Annotated in this window: 19 protein-coding genes and 1 pseudogene; 5 read left to right on the forward strand and 15 right to left on the reverse strand. The window is 56.9% G+C overall.

The features are described from left to right. A pseudogene (locus ACMWL8_RS13450) lies at nt 1-218 on the forward strand (IS481 family transposase); the annotation flags it as partial. Nucleotides 219-297: 79 nt separating this feature from the next. On the opposite strand, the gene nadR reads toward ACMWL8_RS13450, so the two are convergent. From nadR to serB, 3 genes are read right to left on the reverse strand one after another with little or no spacing between them, the layout of a single operon-like run. Further along, nucleotides 298-1,530 (reverse strand): multifunctional transcriptional regulator/nicotinamide-nucleotide adenylyltransferase/ribosylnicotinamide kinase NadR, encoded by a 1,233-nt coding sequence (gene nadR, locus ACMWL8_RS13455; protein ID WP_045259507.1) that lies wholly within the window; start codon nt 1,528-1,530, stop codon nt 298-300. A 35-nt stretch (nt 1,531-1,565) separates the two neighbouring features. Continuing rightward, on the reverse strand, nt 1,566-2,951 hold the full coding sequence (gene radA / locus ACMWL8_RS13460; protein WP_003856523.1) for a DNA repair protein RadA: 1,386 nt from the start codon (nt 2,949-2,951) through the stop codon (nt 1,566-1,568). Between the two features lie 11 nt (nt 2,952-2,962). Then, nucleotides 2,963-3,931: a phosphoserine phosphatase gene (gene serB, locus ACMWL8_RS13465; RefSeq protein ID WP_028015444.1), complete on the reverse strand. Its 969-nt coding sequence runs from the start codon at nt 3,929-3,931 to the stop codon at nt 2,963-2,965. 117 nt (nt 3,932-4,048) lie between these two features. Here serB and ACMWL8_RS13470 point away from each other — a divergent pair, with 117 nt between their 5' ends. Both ACMWL8_RS13470 and lplA read left to right on the forward strand, forming a co-directional pair. Further along, nucleotides 4,049-4,693, forward strand: a complete 645-nt coding sequence (locus ACMWL8_RS13470; RefSeq protein ID WP_028015443.1) for a YtjB family periplasmic protein — start codon at nt 4,049-4,051, stop codon at nt 4,691-4,693. Nucleotides 4,694-4,732: 39 nt separating this feature from the next. Further along, nucleotides 4,733-5,749: a lipoate--protein ligase LplA gene (gene lplA, locus ACMWL8_RS13475; protein WP_045259508.1), complete on the forward strand. Its 1,017-nt coding sequence runs from the start codon at nt 4,733-4,735 to the stop codon at nt 5,747-5,749. Between the two features lie 85 nt (nt 5,750-5,834). Here lplA and deoD read toward each other — a convergent pair whose 3' ends face one another. From deoD to deoC, 4 genes are all read right to left on the reverse strand, one after another. Next, nucleotides 5,835-6,554 carry a purine-nucleoside phosphorylase gene (gene deoD, locus ACMWL8_RS13480; RefSeq protein WP_003856538.1) on the reverse strand — a complete coding sequence of 240 codons (720 nt, stop codon included), beginning with the start codon at nt 6,552-6,554 and terminating at the stop codon, nt 5,835-5,837. Nucleotides 6,555-6,679: 125 nt separating this feature from the next. Further along, entirely contained in the window at nt 6,680-7,903 is a 1,224-nt protein-coding gene (gene deoB, locus ACMWL8_RS13485) for a phosphopentomutase (RefSeq protein WP_025912138.1), read from the reverse strand. Between the two features lie 53 nt (nt 7,904-7,956). Further along, nucleotides 7,957-9,279, reverse strand: coding sequence for a thymidine phosphorylase (gene deoA / locus ACMWL8_RS13490; RefSeq protein WP_045259509.1), 1,323 nt, complete (start codon nt 9,277-9,279; stop codon nt 7,957-7,959). A 103-nt stretch (nt 9,280-9,382) separates the two neighbouring features. Beyond that, nucleotides 9,383-10,162: a deoxyribose-phosphate aldolase gene (deoC, locus tag ACMWL8_RS13495; RefSeq protein ID WP_032644972.1), complete on the reverse strand. Its 780-nt coding sequence runs from the start codon at nt 10,160-10,162 to the stop codon at nt 9,383-9,385. A 262-nt stretch (nt 10,163-10,424) separates the two neighbouring features. On the opposite strand from deoC, the gene ACMWL8_RS13500 reads away from it, so the two are divergent. Together ACMWL8_RS13500 and ACMWL8_RS13505 are read left to right on the forward strand one after the other, a co-directional pair. Then, the gene (locus ACMWL8_RS13500; protein WP_045259510.1) at nt 10,425-11,960 is read left to right on the forward strand and encodes a YjjI family glycine radical enzyme; all 1,536 of its coding nucleotides are present in this window, start codon (nt 10,425-10,427) and stop codon (nt 11,958-11,960) included. Continuing rightward, nucleotides 11,935-12,795, forward strand: coding sequence for a YjjW family glycine radical enzyme activase (locus ACMWL8_RS13505; RefSeq protein ID WP_045259511.1), 861 nt, complete (start codon nt 11,935-11,937; stop codon nt 12,793-12,795). Before ACMWL8_RS13500 ends, ACMWL8_RS13505 begins: the two co-directional genes overlap by 26 nt. On the opposite strand, the gene ACMWL8_RS13510 is transcribed toward ACMWL8_RS13505, so the two are convergent. From ACMWL8_RS13510 to ACMWL8_RS13545, 8 genes are all read right to left on the reverse strand, one after another. Further along, on the reverse strand, nt 12,790-13,572 hold the full coding sequence (locus ACMWL8_RS13510; protein ID WP_045259512.1) for a TatD family hydrolase: 783 nt from the start codon (nt 13,570-13,572) through the stop codon (nt 12,790-12,792). The genes ACMWL8_RS13505 and ACMWL8_RS13510 overlap by 6 nt on opposite strands. Then, nucleotides 13,569-14,621: a patatin family protein gene (locus tag ACMWL8_RS13515; RefSeq protein WP_032644971.1), complete on the reverse strand. Its 1,053-nt coding sequence runs from the start codon at nt 14,619-14,621 to the stop codon at nt 13,569-13,571. The genes ACMWL8_RS13510 and ACMWL8_RS13515 overlap by 4 nt, the downstream gene beginning before the upstream one ends. A 120-nt stretch (nt 14,622-14,741) precedes the next feature. After that, on the reverse strand, nt 14,742-14,903 hold the full coding sequence (locus tag ACMWL8_RS13520) for a DUF1328 domain-containing protein (RefSeq protein ID WP_003856556.1): 162 nt from the start codon (nt 14,901-14,903) through the stop codon (nt 14,742-14,744). 127 nt (nt 14,904-15,030) lie between these two features. Further along, complete coding sequence (osmY, locus tag ACMWL8_RS13525) at nt 15,031-15,648, reverse strand: molecular chaperone OsmY (RefSeq protein ID WP_028015434.1); 618 nt, start codon at nt 15,646-15,648, stop codon at nt 15,031-15,033. Between the two features lie 300 nt (nt 15,649-15,948). Further along, complete coding sequence (gene prfC, locus ACMWL8_RS13530) at nt 15,949-17,538, reverse strand: peptide chain release factor 3 (protein ID WP_028015433.1); 1,590 nt, start codon at nt 17,536-17,538, stop codon at nt 15,949-15,951. Between the two features lie 91 nt (nt 17,539-17,629). Then, nucleotides 17,630-18,307 carry a pyrimidine 5'-nucleotidase gene (yjjG, locus tag ACMWL8_RS13535; RefSeq protein WP_045259513.1) on the reverse strand — a complete coding sequence of 226 codons (678 nt, stop codon included), beginning with the start codon at nt 18,305-18,307 and terminating at the stop codon, nt 17,630-17,632. A 19-nt stretch (nt 18,308-18,326) separates the two neighbouring features. Next, complete coding sequence (gene rimI / locus ACMWL8_RS13540; protein ID WP_028015431.1) at nt 18,327-18,770, reverse strand: ribosomal protein S18-alanine N-acetyltransferase; 444 nt, start codon at nt 18,768-18,770, stop codon at nt 18,327-18,329. Beyond that, nucleotides 18,739-19,152, reverse strand: a complete 414-nt coding sequence (locus tag ACMWL8_RS13545; protein WP_045259514.1) for a DNA polymerase III subunit psi — start codon at nt 19,150-19,152, stop codon at nt 18,739-18,741. The genes rimI and ACMWL8_RS13545 overlap by 32 nt, the downstream gene beginning before the upstream one ends. Between the last annotated feature and the right edge of the window lie 46 nt (nt 19,153-19,198).

Raw genomic sequence — 19,198 nt, forward strand, 5'->3', positions numbered from 1 at the left:
CTGAGTACGATGAAGGGGTGAAGGTCAGGAAAGTGGATGTCAGCGGAAAGCTGAGCATACAGGGTGTCAGTCTGAGCGCAGGCAAGGCGTTCAGGGGAGAACGGGTCGGGCTGAGGGAGACACAGGATGACGGCTGCTATGAAGTGTGGTGGTACAGCACGAAAGTGGGGGTGATCGACCTGAAGAAAAAGTCGATCACCATGGGTAAAGGATGTTAAAAAGTGTTCACCATGTCCCCGAATACCTGTCTACCATGTCCCCGGACTGTACACCCCCAAAAGGGCGAGGGGGAAGTTATTACCCCTGCTCCCCCATCATCTCCTTCACCAGCTCGACGCAGCGCAGGAAGCGGGTGTCATAATCCGACTCTTCCACATGCACAAACTCAACGTTGTTCTCGTTGAGCATCTCCACCAGCATGGTCTGGAACTCGCGCCTGTCCACCGAGCTGCCCAGGCTGCGCATGCCGTCGGCCACCCACGGGGTGTTGTTTTCCAGCAGGATCACCAGGTCAAAGCGGTATTCGTCAATCAGCGCCTGCACGAACGGGTGCTCGCGCCCCTCGTACTTTTTACAGAACGCCTGCGTGGTGACGAAATCGGTATCAATAAACGCCACTTTGTTAGCGTATTTCACCGCGAAATCAATGTACTGGGCGTGCCCGAGCGCGATTTTATCGTAGTCGGAATACTGCAGTGCCATCTCGTCGCCGCCGAGGTGAGAGAAGACGTAATCGCGTCCATACTCCCACGCGCTGGTGGTGTTGAAGATGTTCGCCAGCTTGTTGACCAGCGTTGATTTACCGCTCGACTCGCCGCCCAGAATAGCCACCGTACGCACGAAGAACGGCTTCACTTCGGTCGGAATATAATCCCAGTAGCGGAACGGGTTCTCGCGGATCTGCGCCCCGCTGATGTTCATAAAGGTGCGTTTCGGGTCGATCAGCACCGTCTCAATGCCCAGATGCTCGCGGAACTGCGGCGCGTCGGACTCTTCAGAAGTGTAGATCCAGTTAGGTGTAATGCCCTTCTCTTCCATAAACGCTTTGATGCCGTTGCTCCACACGTCCCAGCCGTGCGGGTACGGCTCCATGCCCTCTTCATTAAAGGCATGAATGCGAATGTTTTTCTGGTACTTAAAGGTCTGAAGCAGCCAGCGCAGACGGTCAGGCACGGTGGGCTGCTGCGACATGGCGCTGTCTTCAAAGAGCTGGCGATCGCGCGTTTCGTCGTAGCCCATGATGATGTGCAGCTCGTCCACCTGGCTACAGGCGCGCTGGATCAGATAGATATGCCCGGTATGCAGCGGATAAAACTTGCCGAACACCACGCCGATGTTCTTTTGCATTCGCGGGAACTCCAGCCCCAGAAAGCGGTGCAGCGCTTCAAGCTTCTGCGCGCTGGGGCTTTTGATTTTGGCGTTCAGCAACTGGCTCAGGTAGCCTTTGGTCATGCCGCTGGCGTCCGCCACCTGCTGCAGCGTGCAGCCCTTCTGGCGGATCGCGGTCTTGATGTAGTCAAATGATGACATAAATTACGGTGCCTCCTGCAAAATCGAATACGTAATTATAAGTCGTCAAAGACATTTAACGCATCTGCGAGTTTCTTAACGCCAAAGACCTGCATCCCTTCCGGGATTTTTTTCGGTACGTTGGCGGCGGGAACGATCGCCCGACGGAAGCCGTGCTTTGCCGCCTCGGAGATACGCTCCTGGCCGCTGGGCACCGGACGGATTTCCCCGGCCAGACCCACTTCACCGAAGACGACCAGATCCTGCGGCAGCGGTCTGTCGCGCAGGCTGGAGACCATCGCCAGCAGCAACGCCAGGTCTGCGCTGGTCTCAGTGACTTTCACCCCGCCAACCACGTTGACGAACACATCCTGATCCGCCATCTGCAGCCCGCCGTGACGGTGCAGCACCGCCAGCAGGATCGCCAGGCGGTTCTGCTCCAGACCGACCGCCACGCGCCGCGGGTTACCCATCATTGAGTGATCCACCAGCGCCTGAATTTCAACCAGCAGCGGGCGCGTCCCTTCCCACAGCACCATTACCGAACTGCCGGAGGTGATCTCATCGCCGCGGCTCAGGAAGATGGCCGACGGGTTGCTGACCTCGCGCAGCCCCTGCTCGGTCATAGCAAACACGCCCAGTTCGTTCACCGCGCCAAAGCGGTTTTTGTGGCTGCGCAGGGTGCGGAAGCGGGAATCCGCGTCGCCGTCGAGCATCACCGAGCAGTCAATACAGTGTTCGAGCACCTTCGGACCCGCCAGAGAGCCATCTTTGGTCACATGGCCGACCATCACAATCGCCACGCCGCGCGTTTTGGCAAAGCGCGTCAGGTAAGCGGCTGTCTCACGCACCTGCGCCACGCTGCCCGGCGAGGACTGAATGTCCGCCATGTGCATTACCTGGATGGAGTCGATTACCATCAGCTTCGGCTGCTCTTCTTCGGCGATCATGCAGATCTGCTCGATGCTGGTTTCCGACAGCATGTTCAGGTTACCGGTCGGCAGGCCGAGACGGTGAGCGCGCATCGCCACCTGCTGGAGGGATTCTTCACCCGTCACGTACAGGGTTTTCATCTGTTCGGCGAGCTTGCAGAGCGTTTGCAGCAGCAGGGTCGATTTCCCCGCCCCCGGGTTACCGCCGATCAGAATCGCGCTGCCCGGCACCACGCCGCCGCCGAGCACGCGGTCAAACTCTTTGAAGCCGGTGGAAAAGCGCGGCAGCGCTTCCAGGCTGATATCAGAAAGCTTTTGCACCTTCGACACGCCTGCATTGCCCGCATAGCCGCTCAGGCGCTCATTGCGGGCCACGCTCGGCGAAGCCGCCACACCACGCACTTCGGTGATGGTGTTCCAGGCATGACAGGCGCTGCATTGCCCCTGCCAGCGCGGATAATCCGCACCACATTCATTACAGACAAATGCGCGTTTTGGAGCTTTCGCCACGGTTTACCTCGTTATTTCTGATTAAGGCTGCCGGAGAGAATGCAGAACACCCCCATCAGGTCAGCGTGACGGATAGTGACTTCCGTCTTTTCATTCACTTTTGGTTTGGCATGGTAGGCAATGCCAAGGCCAGCCACTTTGATCATTGGCAGATCGTTCGCGCCGTCGCCAATGCCGACGGTCTGCTCGACCGGAATCTCATACTTTTCCGCCAGGCGCGTCAGGGTATTGGCTTTGTACTGGGCATCCACGATATCGCCGATCACCTGGCCGGTCAGCTTGCCGTCCATGATTTCCAGCTCGTTAGCGACCACCGTGGTCAGATGCAGTTTCTCGCGTAGATAATCCGCAAAGAAGGTAAAGCCACCGGAAGCGATCGCCACTTTCCAGCCGAGGGACTGGAGCTTCAGCACCAGCTGCGTCAGCCCCGGCATCAGCGGCAGCACGTCGCGCACCTGGCGCAGGATGTTAGCATCGGCCCCTTTCAGGGTCGCCACGCGCTGGCGCAGGCTGGCGGTGAAGTCCAGCTCGCCGCGCATCGCACGCTCGGTGACTTCCGCCACCAGCTCGCCGCTGCCTGCCAGTTTAGCAATCTCGTCAATACATTCGATCTGAATAGCGGTGGAGTCCATGTCCATCACCAGCAGACCCGGCGTTTTCAGGTGCGGAATTTTGCCGAGAGGCGCGACGTCCAGCCCGGCGTCATGCGCCAGACGCGTGGCGCGCTGCGTCAGGGAACCCGCGAGGCGAATGACCTGGTAATCTTCCACGCACCAGGCGGCAACAATGACCATCGCCGCGCCCAGTTTGGTTTGATACTGGGTCAGGCGTTGCTTATCCAGACCGCGTCCATAGAGGAGCCAGCCGCTACGGCCAGCGTGGTAATCCAGAGGCATCACCTCATCGCCACTTAACGAGAGCGGCAATCCTGGCCATAAAGAGACATCCGTTGGCAGGTCACACCAGGTAATGTTCGGCATTAAAGCTCCTGTAATTTTGTTCGCGCCGGAAGGTTCCAGAGGGAAAATAACGCATGAGGCTACCCTGTAACCATCACTTCTGGCAACATTAAGCCCTAAATTTTCAGCAGGTGGAATATGGCTCGCGCAAAACTGAAATTCCGGCTTCATCGCGCCGTGATTGTCCTGATCTGTCTCGCACTGTTAGTCGCATTGATGCAAGGGGCATCGTGGTTTAGCCAGAATCATCAGCGGCAGCGCAACCCGCAGTTTGAAGAGCTGGCCCGTACCCTGGCGCGTCAGGTGACGCTCAACGTTGCGCCCCTGATGCGCAATGAAACGCCGGACGATAAGCGGATAGGCCAGGTCTTGCGTCAGCTCACGGAAAACAGCCGCATTCTGGATGCGGGCGTGTACGATGAAAAAGGCGACCTGATTGCCCGCGCCGGTGAGCACGTCGACGTGCGCGACAGGCTGGCGCTGGACGGCAAAAAAGCCGGAGGCTATTTCAACCAGCAGATTGTCGAACCCGTTCAGGGTAAAAATGGCCCGCTGGGGTATCTGCGCCTGACGCTGGATACCCACACCCTGCCAACAGAAGCTAAGCAGGTGGATAACACCACCAATATTCTGCGCCTGATGCTGTTACTCTCGCTGGCGATTGGCGTCGTGCTGGCGCGCACGTTGCTTCAGGGCAAGCGTACCCGCTGGCAGCAGTCGCCGTTCCTGCTGACCGCCAGCAGGTCGGTTCCCGAAGACGAAGAGAGCGAGAAGAAAGAATAGTGATAAAGTAGGCGAAAGATATGGAAAAGGAACTCTGCCATGACGACGTTACGCCTGCTTATCTCTGACTCTCACGATCCCTGGTTTAATCTCGCGGTTGAAGAGTGCATCTTCCGCCAGATGCCCGCCACCCAGCGCGTCCTGTTTCTCTGGCGTAACGCCGATACGGTGGTCATCGGCCGCGCGCAAAACCCGTGGAAAGAGTGCAACACCCGGCGTATGGAAGAGGACAACGTCCGTCTCGCACGCAGGAGCAGCGGCGGCGGCGCGGTGTTTCACGATCTGGGCAATACCTGCTTTACCTTTATGGCGGGAAAACCGGAATACGACAAATCTATCTCTACGTCTATTGTGCTCAACGCGCTTAATGCGCTCGGCGTGACGGCTGAAGCCTCGGGGCGGAACGATCTCGTGGTCAAAACGCCCGAGGGCGACCGCAAGATCTCCGGCTCCGCCTACCGCGAAACGATGGATCGCGGGTTCCACCACGGCACCCTGCTGCTGAACGCCGACCTGAGCCGTCTGGCGAACTACCTTAATCCTGATAAGAAAAAGCTCCAGGCTAAGGGCATTACCTCCGTGCGCGGACGCGTGGCGAATCTGGTGGAGCTGCTGCCGGGGATTACGCACGAGCAGATTTGCGACGCGATCCGTGAAGCGTTCTTTGAACATTACGGCGAGCGCGTGGATGCGGAAGTGATTTCGCCGGATAAGACCCCGGATCTGCCCAACTTCGCCGAAACCTTTGCACGCCAGAGCAGCTGGGAATGGAACTTCGGCCAGGCCCCGGCGTTTTCACACCTGCTGGACGAACGTTTTACCTGGGGCGGCGTGGAGCTGCACTTTGACGTGGAGAAAGGCCACATTACCCGTACGCAGGTGTTTACGGACAGCCTCAACCCGGCACCGCTGGAAGCGCTGGCGGCCCGCTTGCAGGGCTGTTTGTATCGGGCGGATATGCTGCAGCAGGAGTGCGACGCGTTAATGGGGGATTTCCCGGAGCAGGAACAAGAGTTGCGGGACTTATCGGCATGGATTGCGCAGGCCGTACGCTAGTAAAAAAGCCCGCTGGCGCTGCGCTTAGCGGGCCTGGAAAACCGTAGGCCGGGTCAGGCGAAGCCGCCACCCGGCACAACAGCTCTTACTCTTTATCGCCCAGCAGAACGGATTCCAGCGCGATTTTGATCATGTCGTTGAAGGTGGTCTGACGCTCGGCAGCGGTGGTCTGCTCGTGGGTGCGGATGTGGTCAGACACGGTGCAGATGGTCAGCGCTTTCGCACCAAACTCAGCCGCCACGCCGTAGATACCGGCCGCTTCCATTTCCACGCCCAGGATGCCGTATTTTTCCATCACGTCGAACATGTCGCCTTCTGGCGAGTAGAACAGATCGGCAGAGAACAGGTTGCCCACGCGCGCGTCAACGCCCAGCGCTTTTGCCGCGTCAACCGCGTTACGCACCATGTCAAAGTCAGCGATTGCCGCAAAGTCATGATCCTTAAAGCGGATGCGGTTAACTTTAGAGTCGGTACATGCGCCCATGCCGATCACCACGTCACGCAGCTTAACGTCCATACGCACCGCACCGCAGGAGCCTACGCGGATGATTTTCTTCACGCCGAAATCGGTGATCAGCTCTTTGGTGTAGATGGAGCAGGACGGGATACCCATGCCGTGGCCCATAACGGAGATTTTGCGGCCTTTATAGGTACCGGTGAAGCCCAGCATGCCGCGAACGTTGTTCACTTCACGCACGTCTTCGAGGAAGGTTTCTGCAATGTGCTTCGCGCGCAGCGGGTCGCCCGGCATCAATACGACGTCAGCGAAATCACCCATTTCTGCATTAATGTGAGGAGTTGCCATCTTCAGTTCCTTTTACATTGTTGTTTTTGCCGGGTGGCGGCTACGCCTTACCCGGCTTACATTCTGTTCTCCCTCTCCCTGTGGGAGAGGGCCGGGGTGAGGGCATCAGGCCGCACCCAATCCGTTTAGAACATGGCCTTGCCATATTCCATGTCAGACGTACCAAAGTATTTCGCCAGGGTCTGGCCGATGTCCGCGAAGGTTTCACGGTGACCGAGCGAGCCCGGCTTCACTTTCGGGCCGTACACCAGCACCGGAATGTGCTCACGGGTGTGGTCGGTACCGGTCCAGGTTGGGTCGCAGCCGTGGTCCGCAGTCAGGATCAGAATGTCATCTTCACCCACCAGCTCCATCAGCTCCGGCAGACGGCGGTCAAACAGCTCCAGGCCCGCAGCATAACCGGCTACATCGCGGCGGTGACCCCAGGAGGAGTCGAAGTCCACGAAGTTGGTGAAGACAATGGTCTTATCGCCTGCTTCTTTCATCTCTTTGATAGTGGCATCGAACAGCGCATCCAGACCGGTCGCTTTCACTTTTTTGGTGATACCGCAGTTGGCGTAGATATCCGCTATTTTGCCCACGGACACCACGTGACCGCCCTTCTCGTCGACCAGCTTCTGCAGCACGGTTGGCGCCGGTGGCTCAACGGCCAGGTCATGACGGTTACCGGTACGCTGGAAGTTACCCGCTTTGTCGCCGATAAACGGACGCGCGATTACGCGGCCAATGTTGTAGCCGCCTTCGGTCAGCTCTTCACGGGCGATTTCGCACAGCTCGTAGAGTTTATCCAGGCCAAACGTCTCTTCGTGGCAGGCAATCTGGAACACGGAGTCAGCAGAGGTGTAGAAAATCGGCTTGCCGGTTTTCATGTGCTCTTCGCCGAGCTGATCCAGAATCACGGTGCCGGAAGAGTGGCAGTTACCGAGGTAGCCCGGCAGGTTGGCACGCTTCACCAGCTTATCGAGCAGCTCCTGCGGGAAGCTGTTTTCGTGATCGGAGAAGTAGCCCCAGTCGAACAGCACCGGCACACCGGCGATTTCCCAGTGACCGGACGGGGTATCTTTCCCGGAAGAGAGCTCGTGCGCCCAGGCGTAGGCGCCCACCACTTCCGCGTTGCCGTCCATACCGGCTGCGATTTTACCGGTAGAGCCTTCATGTGCTTTTACCAGCCCGAGGCGGGTCAGGTTAGGTAGAGTCAGAGGGCCTTTACGACCGTTGTCCGCTTCGCCTTTTGCACAGGCTTCCGCGATGTGACCCATGGTATCGGAACCCACGTCACCAAAACGTTCTGCATCTTCGGTTGCGCCGATGCCGAATGAGTCCAGCACCATAATAAATGCACGTTTCATAATTGTTCTCCGTACTTAGTGCTTCATAAAAATGCGATCAGATCAGTATACCGCTATTCAGTGATACGACGATAGACCGTCGGTGTGGTTTCCGGTGCTTTATCGTCAAGAGATATTGCCGCTTTCACCGCTTTCGCCGCGTCCTGCCAGCTGGCTTCGTCTTTCGCGTGGATCACCGCCAGCGGACGTTGGCCGTCGACGCTGTCGCCCAGACGGGCCATGTCGGTAAAGCCGACGCTGTAATCAATGGTGTCCGATGCCTGACGACGACCGCCGCCCATAGATACAACAGCCATGCCAAGCGCGCGGGTGTCCATGGCGGAGACAAAACCTTCGCCATCCGCATAAACAGCTTTGCTGAGCATCGCGGTTGGCAGGTATTTCGCGTAGTTTTCGACGAAATCGGTCGGGCCTTTTTGCGCCGCCACCATGCGGCCAAAGATCTCCGCCGCTTTGCCGTTGTCCAACACCGCCTGAAGCTTCGCGCGGGCTTCCGCGTCGTCTTTGGCCAGCTTGCCGGAGATGAGCATCTCAACGCACAGCGCCATGGTGACATCGAACAGGCGCGGGTTACGGTATTCGCCTGTGAGGAACTGCACGGCTTCGCGGACTTCAACCGCGTTACCGGCGCTGGAGGCCAGCACCTGGTTCATGTCGGTCAGCAGCGCGGTGGTGCGCACGCCCGCGCCGTTGGAGACGCCAACGATCGCTTCGGCAAGCTGAGCAGAGAGTTCATAGGTCGGCATAAACGCGCCGCTGCCCACCTTCACGTCCATCACCAGCGCGTCCAGCCCTTCCGCCAGTTTTTTGGCGAGGATAGAGGCGGTGATCAGTGGGATGGAGTCTACGGTGGCGGTAATATCACGCGTCGCGTAAAAACGCTTGTCTGCCGGAGCAAGAGAGCTGGTCTGGCCGATAATCGCCACGCCAACGTCTTTAATAATGTCGCGGAAGCGATTGTCATCCGGGAAGATATCGAAGCCCGGAATGGCTTCCAGTTTGTCGAGCGTACCGCCGGTGTGGCCCAGGCCGCGCCCGGAGATCATCGGGATGTAACCCCCACAGGCTGCCACCATTGGGCCAAGCATCAGGGAGGTCACATCGCCCACGCCGCCGGTGGAGTGTTTGTCCACAATCGGGCCGTTGAGGTTGAGGCTTTTCCAGTCCAGAACGGTTCCTGAATCTCGCATCGCCATGGTCAGCGACACGCGCTCAGGCATCGACATATCGTGGAAGAAAATGGTCATCGCCAGAGCCGCAATCTGCCCTTCTGAGACGGTGTTGTCACGAATGCCGTTGATGAAGAAGCGAATTTCTTCGTCGCTTAAAGCAAGACCATCACGTTTTTTACGAATAATTTCTTGTGCGAGAAACACGGTAACCCCCATGCGGAATCGGGTGAATGGCGGCGGGTACGCTTACCCGCCCTGCGATCCTGTAGGCCGGATAAGCGAAGCGTCATCCGGCATTGTCTGGCAATCAGTAGCTGCTTGCGCTCTTACCGTCGCCGTGACCCAGCGCCTTCAGCAGGCTGGCCAGCAGGCTGGACGCGCCGAAGCGGTAGTGGCGGGAGTCAGCCCACTCTGCACCAAACAGTTCGTCGGCAATCGCCAGGAACTGCTGCGCGTCTTCCGCGGTACGTACGCCGCCCGCAGGCTTGAAGCCAACGGTTTTGGACACACCCATATCGCGGATAACTTCCATCATGATGCGCGCGCTTTCCGGCGTGGCGTTGACCGGCACCTTACCGGTAGAGGTTTTAATGAAATCCGCACCGGCTTTGATGGAGATTTCTGACGCCTTACGAATCAGCGCCTCTTCTTTCAGCTCGCCGGTTTCGATGATCACTTTCAGCAGCACGTTTGCCGCCGCACACGCGTCTTTACAGGCTTTCACCAGGTCAAAACCGACCTGCTCGTTGCCGGCAATCAGCGCGCGGTACGGGAACACCACGTCAACTTCGTCTGCGCCGTAGGCAATTGCCGCGCGGGTTTCCGCCAGCGCAATCTCAATGTCGTCATTGCCGTGCGGGAAGTTAGTCACGGTTGCAATGCGCACGTCCGGCGTGCCCTGCTCTTTCAGAGTTTTGCGGGCAATCGGGATAAAGCGCGGGTAGATACAGACGGCGGCGGTGTTACCCACTGGCGTTTTTGCCTGATGGCACAGGGCGATGACTTTTTCATTGGTGTCGTCATCGTTCAGGGTGGTCAGGTCCATCAGCTTCAACGCGCGCAGGCTGCTTGCAGTTAAATCGGTCATAACATTCTCCAACGGCAGTGCCGTATAAATTTTACCTTGCGGGTCTGTGAGTATTCTAACATTCACCCGCATCCACACTTCGACATTCATCACAGTTAATGAAAACTGCGTACAAATTTGCATTACTGTAATGAGATCTTGTTCAAACTTTAGCGTGCAAATTGCTGACTAAAGCAGCGATACCCCTTGTTGGATCAAAAGCGCCGGCAGGCTGGCTTCCTACAATCCGTTCATCATCCGCAGAACATTCAAGGAAGCGAACATGCCCGACGCCCTGCAACAACGTTGCCAGCACATTGTGACAAGCCCGGTGTTAACCCCGGAGCAAAAACGTCATTTTCTGGCGCTGGAAGCGGAAAATTACCTGCCCTACCCGACGCTATCTCCGGCCGCCCGCGCCGCGCTGGACGAGGGGTTTATCTGCGACATGTACGAAGGTCATGCCCCCTACAAACCGCGTTACGTGCTGCCGGATTATGAAAAATTCCTGGCTAACGGTTCGGAATGGCTGGAGCTGGAAGGCGCGAAAGATCTTGATGACGCCCTCTCTCTGTTAACTATTCTCTATCACCATGTTCCTTCAGTGACATCAATGCCGGTCTATCTGGGGCAGCTTGATGCACTACTGAACCCGTATGTTAGAATTCTAACACAAGAAGAAATCGATAGCCGAATAAAACGTTTCTGGCGCTATCTCGACAGAACGCTGCCCGATGCGTTTATGCACGTCAACATCGGGCCCGCCGACGGCCCTGTCACCCATGCCATTCTGCGTGCAGATGCTGAACTGAAGCAGGTTGCGCCCAATCTGACCTTTATCTACGATCCTGAGATCACCCCAGACGATTTACTGCTTGAGGTGGCAAAAAACATTTGTGAATGCAGCAAACCGCATATTTCAAACGGCCCGGTGAATGATAACATTTTCACAAAAGGCCGTTTTGGCGTGGTGAGCTGTTACAACTCTCTGCCGCTGGCGGGCGGTGGCAGCACCCTGGTGCGCCTTAACCTCAAGATAATCGCCGAACACAGCACATCCATTGACGACTTCTTCACCCGCACGCTACCGCACTACTGCCAGCAGCAAATCGCCATCATCGATGCGCGCTGCGATTTTCTGTACGGGCAATCCGGCTTCTTTGAGAATAGCTTCCTGGTGAAAGAGGGGCTGATTGATGCCGATCGGTTTGTGCCGATGTTTGGCATGTACGGTCTTGCCGAAGCGGTGAACGTACTGTGTGAGAAAGCAGGCATGGCGGGGCGTTACGGGAAAGACGAGCAGGCCAACGCGCTGGGTTATCGCATCAGCGAACAGCTTGCGGCGTTTGTTGAAAATACGCCGGTGAAGCACGGCTGGAAGCATCGCGCGATGCTGCACGCCCAGTCAGGCATCAGCTCCGATTCGGGCACCACGCCGGGGGCGCGTCTGCCGTACGGTGACGAGCCGGATCCTGTCAGTCATCTGCTGGCCGTAGCGCCGCACCATAAACACTATCATTCCGGGATCAGCGATATTTTAACGCTGGATGAGACGGTAAAACGCAATCCGCAGGCGGTGGTTCAGCTTTGCCTGGGTGCGTTCAGGGCCGGTATGCGTGAGTTCACCGCGAATGTGGCCGGTAACGATCTGGTACGCGTGACCGGCTATATGGTTCGCTTGTCGGATCTGGAGAAATACCGGGAAGCGGGTTCAAGAACGAACACCACGTGGCTGGGGGAAGAGGCCGCACGCAATACCCGTATTCTGGAACGTCAGCCGCGCGTGATAAGCCATGAACAGCAGATGCGCTTTAGTTAGTCAGGTCATCCCCTTCTCCTGCGTGGACGGGCCGGGCAGCCGCCTGGCGCTGTTCCTGCAGGGCTGCAACCTGCGCTGCAAAACCTGCCACAACCCGTGGACCATCGGGCGCTGCAACGACTGCGGGGACTGCGTGCCCCACTGCCCGCACGACGCGCTGACCATTCAGGCCGGACGCGTCTGGTGGCAGGAGAGTCACTGCCACCAGTGCGACACCTGCCTGCGCCTGTGCCAGCAGCAGGCCACGCCCATGGCGCACCGCCTGAGCGTCGACGAGATCCTCGTTCAGGTCCGTAAATCCGCGCCCTTTATCGAAGGGATCACCGTGAGCGGCGGCGAAGCCACAACCCAACTGCCGTTTTTGATCGCCCTGTTTACCGCGATCAAAACCGATCCTGAGCTACATCATTTAACCTGCCTGGTAGACAGCAACGGTCTGCTAAGCGAAACCGGCTGGCAAAAACTGCTGCCGGTGCTGGATGGCGCAATGCTGGATCTCAAAGCGTGGGGGAATCAACATCACCGCTCCCTGACCGGACGCGTAAACCCGCAGATTAAGGAGAGTATTCGCTGGCTGGCAGACCGTCACCGTTTGACGGAGCTCCGCTTGCTGGTCATCCCGGAACAGTGTGATTATCTGGAACATATCAAACCGTTGATCGCGTTCATCCTCGAGCTGGGGAATGTTCCGGTGCGTATTAACGCGTTTCATGCACACGGGGTCTACGGCGAGGCGGCGTCATGGCGCAGCGCCACGCAGGAGGATATTGAACCGCTGGCGCGGGCGCTGGAAAAACAGAAGATAACGGTGATTCGTCCAGCGCTTTATCTATAGCGTGATGCCAAAAACCGAACGGGTATTTTCGAGCAGCGCGCTGGCAATGACCTCTTCAGGTTCCTGACGCAATTCGCACAGCACGTCAAATACCCGCGCCGCCTGTTCCGGGCGATTCGGCTGCCCCTGAAAACCATTCAGCGGCATATCGGGGGCATCCGTTTCCAGTAACAGCGCAGAGAGAGGCAGCTGCGCCATTACGTCACGGGTTTTACTGGCGCGCGGATAGGTGATGGTGCCACCGACGCCAATTTTATAGCCCAGTTCAATAAAACGCTGCGCCTGCTGCAGGCTGCCGGAAAAACCATGCACTACGCCTCTTCGCGGCAGGTCGATGCGCTTCAGGTGCATCGCCAGTTTGTCATGAGTGCGTCGGGAGTGGAGGATCACCGGCAGATCGTGACGTTTTGCCAGCCGAAGCTGCGCGTCGAGGATCGTCTGCTGGCGTTCAAACTGCGGATCTTCGCGATAGAGATCGAGGCCGATCTCGCCGATGGCGACAAGTTTCTCTCCTGCACGTTGCAGCACCCGATCCAGCTCTTCAAGATGCTCATCACGATGGCGCTCAATCACAATCGGATGCAGGCCGAGCGCGGCATAAAGCGCGGAGTATCGCGCGGAAAGATCCAGCACGCGGGTAAAATAGGCCGCTTCAACCGACGGCACAATGATGGCCTGCACGCCGGCTTCGGCAGCTTTCACAATGCTTTGCGCTTCATTCCCCGTAAACGGCGGGAAATCAAAATGGCAGTGGGTATCAACAAAGCGGTGCGTCACGCCAGATCCTCGTTATCCAGTAAAGCGTCATTCGCCTGCGGAATGTCCACCAGCGGCATGGTCAGGGCGTCATTGGCGACAATTGCAGGTGGCGTAATAATGCGTTTATGGCGATGCAGAGGCGGTTGCTCGGCCAGCATTTTCCCGACGGTCGCCAGGAAGTAACGCCCGCACAGCCGCCCCGTTTTGTAATCCATACGCAACGCAGGCAGCCGGCTGCCCAACGCCATACTCAGCAGCGGCTTAGGCGGATAAATTTCAAAGATGCGCAGCTTGCCCGGGGGTTTTTCAATAAAGCGCTGCATCGCGCCGTAGGTGGTTTCATGCTGCTTCGCGATGTTCACCAGCGGCTGCAGGCTGCTGTCGCCCAGCCAGCGCTCCATCCGCTTAAACCACTGGGGGGTGTAATACATTTGCGACGGAACGGTACGGATCACCACGATAGTTTTCGCCCCGCGTCGCGCGGCTTCCTGCACCGGCACCGCGTCACTGATGCCGCCGTCCAGATAGCTGATGCCATCCAGCAGCGCGCCGGTACGATAAAAACCGGGAATGGCGCTGGAGGCGCGGATGATGTCGAGCCAGTTCTCCTTCTGCGGTGAGAAATAGCCCGGCGAATAGTCATCCCCCCGGCTGGCGCACATCCAGAATTCTTTGCCGCTATCAAACAGGCGGGCAGCGGTATCCATGGCCAGCGGCATCTGGCTGGAGGTCGACTCCAGCAGCCAGTCGAGATCGATCAGGTTGCCGCCGCGCACGAAGCGCACCGGGTTAAAAAATTCTTTCGCCGTGGTGAAGCGCATGATCACTTTTCGCGCGTAGCCGGGCTGGTTACAGACATAGGCAGAGAGATTCTGCGCCCCGGCGGACGTGCCGAAGTAGAGGTCAAACGGGTTGAACTGCGCGCGCATAAATTCATCCAGCACGCCGGCGGTGAAAATGCCGCGCTGTCCTCCCCCCTCGCAGACCAGTGCGAGTTGACCCGCACTAAACGGTTTTAACGTCAGCGGCGCAATATTGCCGAGCGTAACGGGAATTCGTTGCCCCACCTCTGCTTTCCTGTTTTGATTATTTTATCACTCCACAGTAACGCACCCGACCTGTAACGCAAATAAGAAAAAGCCAGTCGCAGTGACTGGCTTTATTTTGTTGAAGGAATATTGCGTTTGCTACGGACGTCTACGACCCGTAAACAGGCTGACCAGGAACAGAATAATACCGACGACGAAGACAATTTTAGCTGCCCATGCCGCTGTACCTGCCAGACCACCAAAGCCCAATGCGGCGGCAATTAACGCGATAACCAGAAATATAATGCCCCAACGAAACATAAGCTTCTCCTTTACCATAGTTAATGTCGGCCGCTAAACGTGAGCGCTCAGGTCACTCACCGGCGTTTTTCCAGAGTCGTTCTTATTTCGCCCGCAGGGTTAAACCTTACGGGCGAATGGTCCAGAATTACTTCGTTTTCAGATCGTTTTTAACGCTTTTAACACCATCAATGGCTTTCGCAATTGACTCGGCGCGTTCACTTTGCGCCTGTGAATCAACCGTACCGGAAAGCTGAACCACGCCATCGGTGGTTTCCACTTTCACCTTACGAGACGGCACGATGTCATCTGCTAACAGTTTAGCTTTGATTTCGCTGGTAGTAGCGGCATCACCGGCATAACCTTTCACCGAGGCGTTTTTACCGTCGCGAACGTGCAGTTTATCGCTCACGGATGCGACACCTTCGACACCCTTCGCCACCTTCACAGCCTGTTCGGCCTGGGCCTGGCTTTCAACAAAGCCACTCAGGGTAACGACCTTTTTGTCGGTCTTAACGGAAATATCGGTGCTCTTGATGGCTTCATCATCCACCAGTGCGGCTTTCACTTTTGCTGTGATAGAGCTGTCGTCCATGAAATTACCGACTTTATTCATAGAGCTATCGATTTTTTGCCCTGCGGTGTCGGCCGTGGACTGTGCTTTATCCATGGTGCTGCTTTCCGCCAGGGCGGAACCGCTAACCAGAACGCTACCCAGTGTTACAGCCAGCAGAGTTTTAGAAATCTTCAGTCTTGTCATATTCATCGATGTATTCCTGTGTTTTACCCGTTATTCGGGCTAAATACTTCCTTAGTAGTTTTATATATCGCGAATAAACACACGGGTGAAATGGAGAACCAATCGACATGCATTGAACAGTTAATTCATCCATGCCCGGTGCTAAACACTGAGTTAAATATAGATCACTCTCACAATGCCGCTTTCAGAATTGAGTAAAAAACGCGCGAATAGCGTGAAATTGCGGTGAATTAAGAACATTCCGCAAGGGACTAATAAGACAGGAATAAAAGAAAAGCACGGCGATTGCCGTGCTCCGGGAGGGGATTAGTGTTCGCGCGTTTTGCGGAACTGAACGTCTGGATAACGTTCCTGCGTCAGGTTCAGGTTGACCATCGTTGGCGCGATATAGGTCAGGTTGTCGCCGCCATCGAGCGCCAGCTGAATTTCGTTCTTACGCTTAAATTCTTCGAATTTCTTCACGTCAGAACACTCAACCCAGCGCGCGGTCGCCACGTTGACCGATTCGTAAATCGCTTCCACGTTGTACTCGCTCTTCAGGCGCGCAACCACCACGTCGAACTGCAGCACACCGACCGCGCCGACAATCAGATCGTTGTTGGCGATTGGACGGAACACCTGGACGGCACCCTCTTCAGAGAGCTGAACAAGGCCTTTCAGCAGCTGTTTCTGCTTCAGCGGATCGCGCAGACGAATGCGACGGAACAGCTCCGGTGCGAAGTTCGGAATACCCGTGAACTTCATCATCTCGCCTTGGGTGAAGGTATCGCCGATCTGGATCGTACCGTGGTTGTGCAGACCGATGATGTCGCCCGGATATGCCTCTTCAACGTGCGAACGGTCGCCCGCCATAAAGGTCAGCGCGTCGGAAATCACGACATCTTTACCGATGCGCACCTGGCGCAGCTTCATGCCCTTCTCATACTTACCGGACACCACGCGCATGAAGGCCACGCGGTCGCGGTGTTTCGGGTCCATGTTGGCCTGAATTTTAAAGACGAAGCCGGTGAACTTCTCTTCCTTCGCTTCCACTTCGCGGGTGTCGGTTTTACGCGGCATCGGCTGAGGTGCCCACTCCACCAGACCGTCCAGCATGTGGTCAACGCCGAAGTTACCCAGCGCGGTACCGAAGAAGACCGGGGTAATTTCGCCGCTCAGGAACAGTTCTTTGTCGAACTCGTGAGACGCACCCTTCACCAGCTCCAGCTCGTCGCGCAGCTGCGCGGCCAGCTCTTCGCCAACGGCGGCATCGAGATCCGGGTTGTCCAGACCTTTCACAATGCGCACTTCCTGAATGGTGTGGCCTTTACCGGTCTGATACAGGTAAGTTTCGTCTTTATAGAGGTGATAAACCCCTTTGAACAGCTTACCGCAGCCAATTGGCCAGGTGATTGGCGCACAGGCGATCTTCAGCTCGTTTTCCACTTCATCCATCAGCTCCATCGGGTCACGGATGTCACGGTCGAGTTTGTTCATAAAGGTGAGGATCGGCGTATCGCGCAGACGGGTAACTTCCATCAGCTTGCGGGTACGATCTTCTACACCCTTCGCGGCGTCGATCACCATCAGACAGCAGTCCACCGCCGTCAGGGTACGGTAGGTATCTTCGGAGAAGTCTTCGTGCCCCGGGGTGTCCAGCAGGTTCACCAGGCAGTCGTGATACGGGAACTGCATCACGGAGGTGGTAATCGAAATACCACGCTGCTTTTCCATCTCCATCCAGTCAGATTTTGCATGCTGGCTGGAGCCACGGCCTTTAACGGTACCCGCAGTCTGGATCGCCTGTCCGAACAGCAACACCTTCTCGGTGATGGTCGTTTTACCGGCATCCGGGTGCGAGATAATGGCAAAAGTACGGCGCTTGGCCACCTCTTGCAGATAAGGAGACAACGTCATAATTAAATCTTCTTTTATAAGCGTGGCAGCACGCCACGCATCATGGAATACAAAATTGCGGCTATTTTACCCATCAACGGGGGGCAGGCAATCATTGTTTACACAGGAGTTGCTCCAGTTCGGTCAATGACGTGACGGTCCAGGTTGGCTTGATGCCTTCAGGCTTCACGCGGCCATGCGCATTCAGCCAGACGGTCGACAAACCTGACTTCATACCGCCAAGAATATCAGACTCTGCGGTATCACCCACCATCAGCACGCGATCGCGGTCGGGATTACCGGCCTGCCCCAGCGCATAATCGAAAATTCGCGGATCCGGTTTCGGCACCCCAACCTCTTCGGAGATCACCAGCGCATCGAAATGATCGCGCAGGCCGGTGCGCTCAAGGCGGATCTGCTGCAGGGCGGTAAAACCGTTGGTGATGATCCCCAGTTTTACCTTGCCTTTCAACGCATTCAGCAGGGAAACCGCGCCCGGCAGGGGCGCACAGATATCGGCCATGGCGTTAAGGAAAGCCTCGTTCAGCGTCCCCGGACTGACCTTTAAGCGCTCCGCCCAGACGTCAAATCGCTGGTGCTGAAGTTGTAACGCAGTGATGGCACCGTTCTGGTAATCCACCCACAGCGGCTTGTTCACCGCCTGATAGTCCTGAAAATCTTCGGCGGTGAAGGTCACGCTATAGTCGAGAAACATCCGCTGTAGGCCGCCGAACGAGTCAAACGTAAACAGCGTTTCGTCGGCATCAAAGAAAATCCAGTCCCATTTCATCGTTACAACCTTATATTCGTTATCCAATTGGCAGAGCCATGATAATGGCGTCTTCACGTCCCTCTGCGGTGGGGTAGTAGTTACGTCGGACTGTCGCCTCGTTAAAGCCTAAGCTTTCATAGAGCGCGATGGCGGCGACATTCGACGCGCGCACCTCCAGCCACAGGGTGAAAACGTCGCGGGTTTCGAGCTCACGAATGAGATGCTCAAGCAGTTCTCTGCCCAGCCCACGGCGCTGAAACGCCGGGTCGACGGCGATGTTAAACAGCGTCGCCTCGTCAAGAACCACCTGCGTGATGGCAAACGCGGCCAGGGTGCCGTCAACGTCCAGACGGTAGTTCAGATAGCGCTCGCCCTGATTGCTGGCAAACGTTTTTTCGCTCCACGGAAAGGCGTGGGCGCGTGTTTCAATCGCGAACGCTGCAGTCAGGTCAGGCGTCGTGAGGGAAGAAATCGTGTTCATATTCGCAGATTTGTTGCCATAGCGCGCTGCGCGCCTTTGGATTGGCTATCAGCTCGTCCAGCGCTGGTGAGCTGATTTGGCTCCCCTGAAGAGAGATGTCGTTTGTCTCTCCGATGCGCCAGCTGTTACAGCGGCTATCAGGAGGAAGCATGGCAACCCGTTCCGGCGTCAGCTGTAAGACCTGGTCGGGCGTTAGCTTCAGGCTGCGAAGGACATCACCGATCAGGGGCTCATTCAGGGCAGGCAGTTCTTCCGCCACCATCACCAGCCGAACGTGCGCGGGGATGGAGATGGCGATTTCGCCCTGCAACGCCGTCGGGCGACGCAAAGCCCACTGGGTGATGCCCAGTTGCTGCAACTGCCAGTCTCGTCGGGATGTCATAGGGATAACTCCTGTCTCTCAGGCGCGCAAATATAGCAAATGTGTC

Origin of the sequence: Enterobacter sp. 04-C-12-SI-ECC, from assembly GCF_047530715.1 — a bacterium.
GTDB lineage: Bacteria > Pseudomonadota > Gammaproteobacteria > Enterobacterales > Enterobacteriaceae > Enterobacter > Enterobacter bugandensis.

Coding starts and splice junctions, on each gene's coding strand:
- nadR (WP_045259507.1), bottom strand. CDS start 1,530: ATGTCATCATTTGACTACATCAAGACCGCGATCCGCCAGAAGGGCTGC.
- serB (WP_028015444.1), bottom strand. CDS start 3,931: ATGCCGAACATTACCTGGTGTGACCTGCCAACGGATGTCTCTTTATGG.
- ACMWL8_RS13470 (WP_028015443.1), top strand. CDS start 4,049: ATGGCTCGCGCAAAACTGAAATTCCGGCTTCATCGCGCCGTGATTGTC.
- lplA (WP_045259508.1), top strand. CDS start 4,733: ATGACGACGTTACGCCTGCTTATCTCTGACTCTCACGATCCCTGGTTT.
- deoD (WP_003856538.1), bottom strand. CDS start 6,554: ATGGCAACTCCTCACATTAATGCAGAAATGGGTGATTTCGCTGACGTC.
- deoB (WP_025912138.1), bottom strand. CDS start 7,903: ATGAAACGTGCATTTATTATGGTGCTGGACTCATTCGGCATCGGCGCA.
- deoC (WP_032644972.1), bottom strand. CDS start 10,162: ATGACCGATTTAACTGCAAGCAGCCTGCGCGCGTTGAAGCTGATGGAC.
- ACMWL8_RS13500 (WP_045259510.1), top strand. CDS start 10,425: ATGCCCGACGCCCTGCAACAACGTTGCCAGCACATTGTGACAAGCCCG.
- ACMWL8_RS13505 (WP_045259511.1), top strand. CDS start 11,935: ATGAACAGCAGATGCGCTTTAGTTAGTCAGGTCATCCCCTTCTCCTGC.
- ACMWL8_RS13520 (WP_003856556.1), bottom strand. CDS start 14,903: ATGTTTCGTTGGGGCATTATATTTCTGGTTATCGCGTTAATTGCCGCC.
- osmY (WP_028015434.1), bottom strand. CDS start 15,648: ATGAATATGACAAGACTGAAGATTTCTAAAACTCTGCTGGCTGTAACA.
- prfC (WP_028015433.1), bottom strand. CDS start 17,538: ATGACGTTGTCTCCTTATCTGCAAGAGGTGGCCAAGCGCCGTACTTTT.
- yjjG (WP_045259513.1), bottom strand. CDS start 18,307: ATGAAATGGGACTGGATTTTCTTTGATGCCGACGAAACGCTGTTTACG.
- rimI (WP_028015431.1), bottom strand. CDS start 18,770: ATGAACACGATTTCTTCCCTCACGACGCCTGACCTGACTGCAGCGTTC.
- ACMWL8_RS13545 (WP_045259514.1), bottom strand. CDS start 19,152: ATGACATCCCGACGAGACTGGCAGTTGCAGCAACTGGGCATCACCCAG.